The following is a 10,731-nucleotide window of genomic DNA, read 5'->3' as shown; positions in this document are numbered from 1 at the left end:
GCCTGGCCCGGGGACACCGGCGCCACCGCCTTCATCGAGGCCGAGTTCGTGGCCATGCAGAGCGGGCGCCGGCTGGTCAACGTGCTCGGCCAGTTGCTCGAGGCGGGTATCCGGGTCAACATGATCGGCCACTCCCTGGGAGCGCGGGTGGCGCTGACCGCCCTCAACCTGCTCGGCGAGCGCGGTGTCCAGCAGCGCATCGACCATCTGTTCCTGTGGCAACCCGCGGTGGCCGACAATGCCCTCTCGCCGGACACCCCCTTCACCGACATCCCGCCCCGCGACGAACTGGTCCCGCCCGATCCCGAGCGCCCGGGACGCGAGGTCCACCCGCTGGGCATGGGCACCTTCCCCAGCGCCCATCGCGCCGTGCGCAACATCGTCGTGCTGCATTCCCACGAGGACGGCATCCTCGGCCCCTCCGCGCACGAGGACACCGGCGAGTGGTACGACCCCCGGGACTGGGCGCAGCAGGTGAGTGCCTTCGTGACGGATTCCAGCGACGACCGCACCGGCACGCTGGGCGGCGCCTACCCCAAGAAGTGGTGGACCTTCCCGCCGGTCCTGGCCGGGGGCCTGGGTTATTTCAGCGGTTACTACCTGGCACGCGGGCAGGCGTTGGCCCCAGGGCAATGGGACGTGGCCTTCATGCCGCACCTGCGCCATGAAGCCCGCAAGGACCCCAGCGTGCGGCGCATGCTTGATCGCGCCTGGGACGCCCTGACCCAAGCCATCGTCGACGAAGCCCGGCGGGTCAGGGCGGCGACACCGCCGGGACCGCTGGACCCCGCCACACCCCTGCCCGACTACGACCTGCTCAAGCCCCTGGCCCACCGGGGATACATCAGCGAACGCCTGGCGTTGATCTTCGCCCAGCGCTTGCGGCAGCTGGGCCAGCGTGACGGCTGGCTGCCGAGGGAGGGAGGGATCAGGCCGGCGCTGGGATTGGTGGGGTTTGATGAAGTGAGAAGGGAGGAGTTTTTTGAGCCAAGACTAAATTCCTTAACATTTGATGAAGTCAACCAATCGCCATGGCTGTTTGAACACTCGGCGATGAAGTATCCCACCGAGGAAATTTTCGTGAAAAGCTATCAGGAAGGCATCATCAATCGCATCAAGGAGAAATCCCGCTTTGGCCAATATTAAGCGTTGCAAGGGGCAACTCGATCAGCATGTCCTGAAAAGCGTTTTTGCCTTGATCGTGGCCATGCTTTTGACAGGTTGTGCCCTTGGCAGTAAGCAGCCTGGTGGAACGCTGGGGCCTGTCATGGCATTGGGAGTGTCCAGCGATGGTCGCTACGCCATCAGCACCCATCTATCCAAGCATTTAGTGTTGTGGAACTTGGAACAACGAAGCCGCGAGATTCTTTCCACCAATGCCAACATCTATAGCGCCTATTTTATACACGATCGTCATGCCTTCCTGTGGCAGGACCTGAATGACCAGGTGCGGGTACAAACGATCGACGGCGAGGTAATTCAGCAATTCACGCATTTCCCCACCTATGGGCATGTCATGGACGAGTCGCTCGATCACTATCTCGCTTCCACTGAAACCTGGGATATCTACGATGGGCATGGGGAGAAATTAACGCCCATGATGCGCGATAGCCATAGCCCAAGTGTTATCGGTAGCGGCAAGATGCTGAAACTCAGCCTGGCCAAGAATGGCTATCTGGTTTCCGCCGGGACCGGTTTTAGAGAGGTAGACCAACGGCCAATCGACAAAGAGCATCCCCCTGTTAGACAGCTGGACAATCTGCGTTTTTCATCGAACTACGCCGGCGTGGTGCTCTGGGATATCCATACACTCAAACCAATTGCCAAGCTTGTGGGCAATAACGTCAAAGTCGATGCCGCCATCAGTCCCGATGGCCAATGGGTCGTTACGGGTGATGAAAACGGCATTGGCCTTTATTGGAACACCGAGAGGCCTCAGAAAAAAAACTGGTTAGCTAGCTATACGGGCGGTATTTTCCTGGAAGACTCGCCTTACGATCTAGACGATCCACGCAAGTTCGACAAGAGTGGCTTGATCCCTGTGCCCATGGCCGATAAACCGAATCGCTGGGGTGGTCGTCATTTGACGACCACCTCCACCGTCGCCCTGGCCTTCATCAACGACAGCGAGGAATTCCTGCGCTTCGGTTACCGCTCCCATTGGGTCGCGCTGTTCGAGGCGGGCAACCCCTGGCCGCAGAAATACTTCGATCTCGGCGATGACCCGCATCCTTCCACCGCCTCCTACCTGCGCAGCCTGAGCATCGCCACCGCGCCGAAGGCCAGGGTGCTGGTCACCGGCCATCGCAGCGACGGTGGCATCACCGTCTATCGTTACGACCCCGAGGCGCGCACCCTGACCAAGGAGTGGATCGGCGAGTGACTGGGCGCGGGTGGGTATTGATTGCCCCAACCTGCTCGTCGAACAGAGCGCCCAAGACGTGCGGTTGACCAGCCCTAGCTCACGCCGATGTAGCGCCCCGGGCGATGATTGATGGCCACGATCAGGTTCATCGCCAATGCGCCGAGCACCGACAGCAGGACTTGCGTCGGTGCCACGACCGCGAAGGCCGCCACCAGAATGAGCCCGTCGACGACCAGTTGGAAGAGGCCTGCGCGGATGCCGTGGCGATCTTGCAGGTAGAGGGCCAGGATGCCAATTCCGCCCAGGCTCATGCGGTGGCGAAAAAGAACCAGCAGGCCGATACCCATCAGGCTGCCGCCCATCAAGGCCGCATAGAGCGGATGCAGCGCAAAGAGGGCTATCCACCCGGCGTCAGCTGCGCAAACAGCGACACAAGCAGTACCGCAACGAACGTCTTGAGGGTGAACCACCACCCCAGGCGCTTGAGCGCCAGATAGTAGAACGGCAGGTTGATCAGGAAGAAGATCGTTCCGAAGCGGTCACCTGTGGCGTACTGCACGAGCAAGGCCAGGCCCGCGGTGCTGCCGGTCAGCAATGTCGACTGCGTATAGAACGTGATCCCCAACGCGACGAAGAGTGTGCCCAACAGCATGGCAAGCAGATCTTCATAGAGATGATGCCGCTCGCCGCTTTCCTGAGCCATGGACTTTCCTGGTGGATAGATAAAGGAAGCGATCGGGCGTGCCTAAAGAGCCTCGGCGTGCTCGATCATCAGCTGTAGTGATTCCCTTCCCTTCCAACGATTGCGCGACAGCTTGTAGGCGCAGTGCAATCGCGCGCCCAGACCGAAAGCCGGTGCCTCTCCTGGCGTCAAGGCGCGAAACCAGATCGCCCGGGTGCTGACGCCGCCGTTCGACAGTTCGAGCATCAGGTGGCTGCCATCGGCCCCCACCACACGCAGGTTCTCGACCCGGAACTCGCCCTCGAACAGCGGGGCATCGAACTCGCGTCCGTAGGGTGCCAGCCGTTCGAGCTCCTCCAGGGTGCTCAATGACAACTGCTGTGCCAATAATTCACCATCGGTGAAGACGCAGGGGTAGAGTTCACGATCACCGAGTTGCTCGTTGACCGCTTGGCGCAGTGCGTTCTGGAAAGCTTCCAACTGCTCGATGGGCAGACCTATACCCGCCGCGCCGCGATGCCCTCCGAAACGTGGTAGCGCCTCGGGGGTGAGATCATGGGCACGCTGCAGAGCATCGCGCAGATGCAGCCCCTCGATGGAGCGACCGGAGCCGGTCAGCATTCCTGTTGCCGCCGCGGGAGTGAGCACGAAGGCAGGTCGACCGAAGGCCTGCACCAAGCGCGAGGCGACGATGCCCTGCACCCCAGCGTGACCCTCCTCCAAAAAGATTACCAGCACCTGCTCCCCCGCGGCCAGGTCGTCCATCGCCAGAGTGCGGGCGGTGTCGGCCATGTCGCTCTCGATGGCCTTGCGCGACTGGTTGTCCTGATCGAGCACCTCAAGATGCGTCCGCGCACTGGTCTCGTCGGCGGCGAGCATGAAATGCAAGGCCGCGTAGGGATCGTCGAGCCGCGAGCGGGCGTTGATTCGCGGCCCCATCTGGAAGGCCAGCGTTTCGGCGTCGAAGGGCACGCTGTCGGCGCCCAGCCGCTCGGCCATTGCTCGCCAGCAGGCGGCCTCCATACGGTTGATCAACGTCAGGCCCTGGGTGACTACGGCGCGGTTGATGGCACTACCGCCTAGCGACACGCAATCCGCCACGGTGCCGAGGGCCACGTAGGAGAGCCAGGGGGACAGCTTGGGCGTCGAGGGTGAGAGCACGCCGAGCTCGATCAGTACGGCGCGTGTCAGCGACATCGTCAGCCAGGCGACCATGCAGCCGGCGATAGTGGTGTCGGGGAAACCGCAGTCGTCGCGGGTCGGATTGACCGTGGCGTAGGCCGAGGCCGGCGGGCCCTCTAATGGAAGCGCATGGTGATCGGTGACGATGACGTCGATGCCTGCCTCGCGAAGCCGAGCAATACGTGGTTCGTCCGAGGAGCCGCAATCGGCGGTGATCACCAGGCTGGGCCGGGGCGACAACGCCAGGGTACGTTCAACCAACGGCAGGCTGATGCCGTAACCATCGTTGATGCGATGCCCGATCAGGCTGTGCAGTTTGTGGGACGGCACGCCGAACACCTCGTTGAGCGCGCGCAGGATCACCACATGGGAGGTGATGCCATCCACGTCGTAGTCGGTGAGGATGCCGATATGCTCACCCTCGGTGACGGCGCGGGCAATGCGTTCGGCGCTACAACGAGCGTCCGCCAGTTTCTCCGGGTGTTCGAGATGGCGCAGACTGGGCGTGGTCAGTGGCTCCAGTTCACCGGCATACCCGCTCAAGCGACCCGCCAACACTCGCGCCTGTAGCTCTGAAAGTCCGGCCTCCAGGGCCCGTTGATAAAGCGCTTCGTCACGCTGGCGCGGCTGGATGCGTCGGCGTAGCGTCTCGCTCAAGGCGCGTTCGACAACATCGAAAGTCACCTATCCTCCGGACGCCGATGATCAGCGACGAATGCCTGGATTGCCTCGAGCTCCGCCGGCAGCACGCTGTAGCGTTCCTCGCGCTCGAGCAGGTCATCCATGTGTGTCGGTAGCGGCACGCCGGAGAAACCGGCCTTGACCACCGCATCGGCGAACTTGGCCGGATGAGCGGTGGCAAGCGTCACCATGGGAATGGCGGAGTCCCCCCGACACGCCTGCGCGGCCCGATAGCCGGTAGCGGTATGCGGGTCGAGCAACTCCTTGGTGCGATGATGCGCCTCCCGAATCACCTCGAGAATCGTGGCATCGTCGACGCTATGACTGGTGAAGCGCTCGCGCAGCCTGCCTAATGGCGCCTCGGCCAGCGCGGTCGGTTCCTGCTGGAACCGTTCGAGCAGTTCGCGTACCGCATCGCCGTCCTGGTCATAGGCGTCGAACAGCAGGCGCTCAAAGTTCGACGACACCACGATATCCATGGAGGGTGCCAGAGTCGCCTCGAGTTCACGCTTGGAGAAATCGTTGTCGGCGAGAGTTCTATGCAGAATGTCGTTGGCGTTGGTGGCAATAACGAACTGCTTGACCGGCAGGCCCATCTTGTAGGCCATGTAGCCGGCAAAAACGTTACCGAAGTTGGCGGAGGGCACGCAGAAGCTGATTTCGCGCCGAGGCGCGCCCAGCGCCACGCCGGCGGCCACGTAATAGACGATCTGGGCCATGATGCGTGCCCAGTTGATCGAATTCACCGCGATCAGTCGAGCGCCGCTCAGGAATGACTGGTCGGCGAAACTGGCCTTGACCATCGCCTGGGCATCATCGAAGTTGCCTTCGATGGCAATGTTGAAGACATTGTCGGCCAACACCGAGGTCATCTGTCGGCGCTGCACCTCGGACACTCGGTTGTGCGGGTGGAGGATGAAGATGTCGAGGTTGTCGCAATGACGGCAACCCTCGATGGCCGCCGAGCCGGTGTCGCCAGAGGTGGCACCCATGATCACCGCGCGCTCGCCGCGCTTCTGCAGGAAATGATCGAGGATGCGCCCGAGCAGTTGCAAAGCGACGTCCTTGAAGGCCAGCGTCGGACCATGAAACAGTTCGAGCAGGAAGTGGTTGGCGTCGAGCTGATTGAGCGGCACCACGGCATCGTGGCTAAAGGTGGCGTAAGCCTCGTGGACGATCTCGCGGAAGGTATCGTCGTCGATCTCGCCGTTAACGAACGGTTTCATCACTCTGAAGGCGATCTCCGCATACGAAAGCCCGGCCATGTCGGCGAGTTCGTCCGCTGAAAGCTGCGGCACCGTCTCTGGCACGTAGAGCCCACCATCATTGGCCATGCCGGTGAGCACCACTTCTTCGAAACTCAGTGCAGGCGCCTGCCCGCGGGTGCTGATATAGCGCATGATTTATTCCTGCTCGTCGAGGGATTCGACCCTAATCCGCGTCACCGGCCCGGCAATGTCCGCCAGCGACTCCAACTGTCGGATCGCTTCGTTCATGTTCTTTTCCCGGGTACGATGCGTCAGCAGAATGATCGGCACCAGCTCGCCCTCGGTGGCCTCTTTCTGGATGATCGCCTCGATGGAAATACCCTGTTCGGACAGGATCGTCGCCACTCGCGCCAGCACCCCGGGGCGATCCACTGCCAGCAAACGCAGGTAATAAGCGGTGACGATATCCTCCATCGGCATGATCGGCAGGCTCTCGTCACCCTCGACGATGCCGCTGAAGGCCAGATAGGGGACGCGATAGCGATGCGCGGTGGTGATGTCACGGGCTACGTCGAGCAGGTCGGCAACCACCGCCGAGGCGGTCGGCTCGGCGCCGGCGCCGGCGCCATAATAAAGCGTCGGCCCTACCGCATCACCCATGATCGCAATGGCGTTCTTGACACCATGCACGCTGGCCAGCAGACGCTGCTTGGGAATCAGGGTGGGATGCACGCGCAGCTCCAAGCCCGCGTCGGTGCGTTTGGAGATGCCCAGATGCTTGATGATGTAGCCAAGGTTGTCGGCCTGCTCGACATCGTCGGCAGTGATCCGCGAGATACCCTCGGTGTAGGCCTTGTCGAACTGCAACGGCACGCCGTAGGCGATGGAGGCCAGGATGGTCAGCTTGTGCGCGGCATCGATGCCTTCGACATCGAAGGTCGGGTCGGACTCCGCATAGCCCAGCGCCTGGGCCTCGGCCAATACGTCTTCGAAGGCGCGGCCTTCGTCACGCATGTGGGTGAGGATGTAATTGCCGGTGCCATTGATGATACCCGCGAGCCACTGGATACGATTGGCACCGAGCCCTTCGCGTAGCGACTTGATGACCGGGATGCCGCCGGCCACGGCGGCCTCGAAAGCGACGATCACCCCCTTGGCGTGTGCGGCCTGGAAGATCTCGTTGCCATAGACGGCGATCAACGCCTTATTGGCGGTGACCACATGCTTGCCGTGCTCGATGGCGGTCAGCACCAGATCACGAGCAACGTCGTAGCCACCGATCAATTCCACCAGCACATCGACATCGGGATTACGGGCGACCGCGAAGATATCCTCGGTGACGTCGACACCGGTGGTGTCACAGTCGGGATTCGTGCGCCGTGCGCCGACCTGTTCGATGACGATCGGCCGCCCTGCTCGGCGCGCAATGTCCTCGGCGTTGCGTGTCAACACGTTGAAGGTACCGCCACCGACCGTACCCAGCCCACAGATCCCCACTCTCACCGGTTTCAAGGTCATGCTCCTCTTTTTCTAAATACGCTTCTATGTACGCTTCGCGTCAGCCGACAATCGGCTCATTCCTCGATACCCAGCATGGCCGCCAACCGTTCGGCCGGAACATAGCCCGGCACCATGCGCCCGTCCTGGAACACGATGGCCGGTGTCCCCTGCACACCCAGTTCCCGTCCCAAATGATACTGGTCCGCGACCGGATTGTCGCAGTCCGGCTCAACATCAAGAGTTTCGTCACGCTTGGCGGCGCTCATCGCTTCACTGGGATTGGGCGCACACCAGATCTGCTGCATGAGACGTGCGCCCTCGGAATTCAAACCGCTGCGCGGAAAGGCCAGATACTGCACTTCGATGCCCATTTCGTTCAATTCGGGCACTTCCTCATGGAGCTTGCGACAATAGGGGCAGGTCACGTCGGTGAACACCTGAAGTGTCGCCTTGGGCGCTTGCTCACCGCGAAAGATCACCTTGTCTTCCTTGGGAATCTTGGCAAGACGCTCGGCACGCACCGCGTCTTGTGCTTGCTGGGTCAGATTGACCAAACCGTCATCACGATTGGCAAACAGGTTGCCCACCACGAAGTGCTCGCCGCGCGCATCACTGTATAGCGTTTCGCCACTCTCAAGGCGTACCTCGAAGATACCCTCCAGGGGTGTTCGTTTGACGGACGCTACCGGTACCGACTTGCCATTAATCCTCAACCCCTCTTTCAATGCGCGTGTGTCGGTATCGGCCAAAGCCATGTTCATACTGATGACAACCAGTAGCGCGCTCAACAATGTCCTGCACAATCGTTTCATTACTCAACCTCGAGGATGATGTTCGGCATGCAGCGCTTCTAGTCGCGCTTGAGCCACATGCGTGTAAATTTGCGTGGTGGATAGATCACTGTGACCTAGCAATAGCTGCACGACCCGCAAGTTGGCACCATGATTCAAAAGATGCGTGGCGAAGGCGTGACGCAAGGTATGCGGCGATAGCGGTTTCGCAATATCAGCAAGCTGCGCATAGTGTTTGATGCGATGCCAGAAGGTCTGGCGGGTCATGAAGCCGTCGCCACGTCCTGGAAACAGGGGAGGCCGGCGAATGTCCGCCATCAGTTCTCCACGCCCACTGCGCAGGTAGCGCTCTATCCAGAGCTGGGCCTCTTCTCCCAGCGGCACCAGGCGCTCCTTGTCGCCCTTGCCCAGTACCCGCACCACCCCCTGGCGCAGGTTGATGCTATCCAGGCGTAGGCTGATAAGCTCCGTGACACGCAGACCACAACCATACAATACTTCGAGCATGGTGCGGTCACGCAGTCCTAGAGGAGTATCTGTATCCGGCGTGGCCAGCAGACGCTCCACCTCCGCTTCATCGAGGGTGTCGGGGAGTGCCGCCTTGAAACGGGGCAGTCGCACCTCATTGAGGGGATCGCCATCAATGACACCTTGAGCCAGCAACCAGCGATAGAAACCTCGCAGGGTGGACAATAGCCGGGCGTTACTGCGGAGCTTATAGCCTTCCTCGCGTCGAATGCTCAGCCACTCCGGCAATGCATCATTGCCCGGAGTCAGCAGGCGGCGACCAAGAGATGCCAGGTGGCAGCGCCAGGCTTCCAGATCATGACGATAGCTCGCCAAGGTATGTTCACTGGCACCGCGCTCCAGCCAGAGAACATCCAGAAAGGCATCGATCAGATCGTTATCGTTTTGCGGCTCACTCATAAGGCTACTGGCAACTCCGGGCCAGACACAACGAAACCTCGCACCGCAAAAAAGCAGTAGCGAGGTTTCGTTTCATTGGACAAGCAGGCGTTTTAGCCCAGCTTTTCCTTGATGCGTGCTGACTTACCGCTACGCTCGCGAAGATAGTACAGCTTGGCCTGACGCACGTCGCCACGACGCTTGACATCAATGGCTGCTACCAGTGGGCTATAAGTCTGGAAGGTACGCTCGACACCCACACCATGAGAAATCTTGCGCACGGTGAAGGCGGAGTTCAGACCGCGGCTGCGCTTGCCGATGACCACGCCTTCAAAGGCCTGGAGGCGTTCACGACTCCCCTCAACAACCTTGACCTGTACGACCACGGTATCGCCCGGAGCGAAGGCCGGGATGGTCTTTTCCATCTGTTCGGCTTCGAGCGCCTGGATCACCTTGTTCTTGCCACTCATGTTACGACTCCTTGACTGATAGGGGCCAAGCGACTTTTCCAATATACTCGCCTGGCATGTGATCCCGGCGCTAAGCGACACGGGAACGACACTATGGGTGACGCGCGGGGTGCTCAATCGGTCTGATCCGCCATGACCGAATCCTGACCACCACGCTCCTCCGCCTTTGCGGCGTATTCTTCGATGAACTCATCCAGCAAACGGTGCTGTTCTGCGTTCAATATCTGACTTTGCAACAATTCAGGACGCCTGAGCCAGGTGCGCCCCAGCGACTGTTTCAATCGCCAGCGTCTGATGGCGGCATGATTGCCACTCAATAGAACGTCCGGCACCTGCCGTCCATCGATCACTTCAGGACGGGTATAGTGTGGGCAGTCCAGCAGACCATCGGCGAAGGAGTCCTCGGCGGCAGAGGCCTCATGACCCAGCACTCCGGGAACCAGTCTTGCCGCCGCATCGATCAGTACCATCGCCGGCAACTCACCACCACTGAGCACATAGTCGCCGATCGACCACTCCTGATCGATGTCGCTTTCGATTACCCGCTCGTCGATGCCCTCGTAACGTCCTGCCACCACCACCAACGGACCGGTGGCGGCCAGCTGCTGCACCCCTGACTGATCCAGTGGTCGCCCCTGAGGCGACAAATAGATTACCTTGGGCGGCATGCCGAAGCGTTGTTCCCCTTCAGCCCGAGCAGCATGGATCGCCTGGCGCAGGGTGTCGACCTTCATCAACATGCCGGGGCCACCGCCATAAGGACGATCGTCTACCGTTCGATGTCGATCCATGGCGTAATCCCGAGGATTCCAGAAATCGAGTTCAAGCAATCCCCTCTTGACCGCCCGCCCGACCACGCCGTGATCCGTCAGGGCGCCAAACATCTCCGGAAACAGGGTAACGACACCAATCCACACGGCAGTTCCCATGGGGCCGAGTTCGTCTG

At 60.9% G+C, this 10,731-nt stretch carries 9 protein-coding genes and 1 pseudogene; 2 read left to right on the top strand and 8 right to left on the bottom strand.

The features are described 5' to 3' along the window. Together ACPF7Z_RS17895 and ACPF7Z_RS17890 are read left to right on the top strand one after the other, a co-directional pair. Positions 1 to 1,146: hypothetical protein (locus ACPF7Z_RS17895; RefSeq protein ID WP_425194600.1), on the top strand; the 1,146-nt coding region annotated here is incomplete at its 5' end. Continuing rightward, entirely contained in the window at positions 1,133 to 2,383 is a 1,251-nt protein-coding gene (locus tag ACPF7Z_RS17890; RefSeq protein WP_425194599.1) for a WD40 repeat domain-containing protein, read from the top strand. The genes ACPF7Z_RS17895 and ACPF7Z_RS17890, both read left to right, overlap by 14 nt. A gap of 74 nt (positions 2,384 to 2,457) precedes the next feature. On the opposite strand, the pseudogene ACPF7Z_RS17885 reads toward ACPF7Z_RS17890, so the two are convergent. The 8 genes and pseudogenes from ACPF7Z_RS17885 to trmD all read right to left on the bottom strand — a co-directional run bounded on the left by ACPF7Z_RS17885 (position 2,458) and on the right by trmD (position 10,702). Further along, positions 2,458 to 3,068 (bottom strand): annotated as a pseudogene (locus ACPF7Z_RS17885) (YitT family protein). A gap of 42 nt (positions 3,069 to 3,110) precedes the next feature. Further along, positions 3,111 to 4,913 carry a single-stranded-DNA-specific exonuclease RecJ gene (gene recJ / locus ACPF7Z_RS17880; protein WP_425194598.1) on the bottom strand — a complete coding sequence of 601 codons (1,803 nt, stop codon included), beginning with the start codon at positions 4,911 to 4,913 and terminating at the stop codon, positions 3,111 to 3,113. Next, positions 4,910 to 6,310, bottom strand: coding sequence for a threonine synthase (thrC, locus tag ACPF7Z_RS17875; RefSeq protein ID WP_425194597.1), 1,401 nt, complete (start codon positions 6,308 to 6,310; stop codon positions 4,910 to 4,912). Before thrC ends, recJ begins: the two co-directional genes overlap by 4 nt. A gap of 3 nt (positions 6,311 to 6,313) precedes the next feature. After that, on the bottom strand, positions 6,314 to 7,630 hold the full coding sequence (locus ACPF7Z_RS17870) for a homoserine dehydrogenase (protein ID WP_425194596.1): 1,317 nt from the start codon (positions 7,628 to 7,630) through the stop codon (positions 6,314 to 6,316). 62 nt (positions 7,631 to 7,692) lie between these two features. Continuing rightward, a complete protein-coding gene (locus ACPF7Z_RS17865) occupies positions 7,693 to 8,430 on the bottom strand; it encodes a DsbC family protein (protein WP_425194595.1) in 738 nt (245 codons plus the stop codon). A gap of 3 nt (positions 8,431 to 8,433) precedes the next feature. Further along, positions 8,434 to 9,336: a site-specific tyrosine recombinase XerD gene (xerD, locus tag ACPF7Z_RS17860; RefSeq protein WP_425194594.1), complete on the bottom strand. Its 903-nt coding sequence runs from the start codon at positions 9,334 to 9,336 to the stop codon at positions 8,434 to 8,436. A gap of 92 nt (positions 9,337 to 9,428) precedes the next feature. Next, positions 9,429 to 9,785, bottom strand: coding sequence for a 50S ribosomal protein L19 (gene rplS / locus ACPF7Z_RS17855; protein ID WP_425194593.1), 357 nt, complete (start codon positions 9,783 to 9,785; stop codon positions 9,429 to 9,431). 113 nt (positions 9,786 to 9,898) lie between these two features. Next, the gene (gene trmD, locus ACPF7Z_RS17850; protein ID WP_425194601.1) at positions 9,899 to 10,702 is read right to left on the bottom strand and encodes a tRNA (guanosine(37)-N1)-methyltransferase TrmD; all 804 of its coding nucleotides are present in this window, start codon (positions 10,700 to 10,702) and stop codon (positions 9,899 to 9,901) included. Between the last annotated feature and the right edge of the window lie 29 nt (positions 10,703 to 10,731).

It is taken from the genome of Halomonas sp. GXIMD04776, from assembly GCF_049808615.1.
In the GTDB taxonomy this organism is placed as follows: Bacteria; Pseudomonadota; Gammaproteobacteria; order Pseudomonadales; family Halomonadaceae; genus Modicisalibacter.
The sequence above is the reverse complement of the archived record's forward strand: the minus strand, read 5'-3'. Positions and strand labels throughout refer to the sequence as shown.

Excerpts from the sequence above, each read along its gene's own strand:
- thrC (WP_425194597.1), bottom strand. The coding sequence starts at position 6,310 with ATGCGCTATATCAGCACCCGCGGGCAGGCGCCTGCACTGAGTTTCGAA.
- ACPF7Z_RS17865 (WP_425194595.1), bottom strand. The coding sequence starts at position 8,430 with ATGAAACGATTGTGCAGGACATTGTTGAGCGCGCTACTGGTTGTCATC.
- xerD (WP_425194594.1), bottom strand. The coding sequence starts at position 9,336 with ATGAGTGAGCCGCAAAACGATAACGATCTGATCGATGCCTTTCTGGAT.
- rplS (WP_425194593.1), bottom strand. The coding sequence starts at position 9,785 with ATGAGTGGCAAGAACAAGGTGATCCAGGCGCTCGAAGCCGAACAGATG.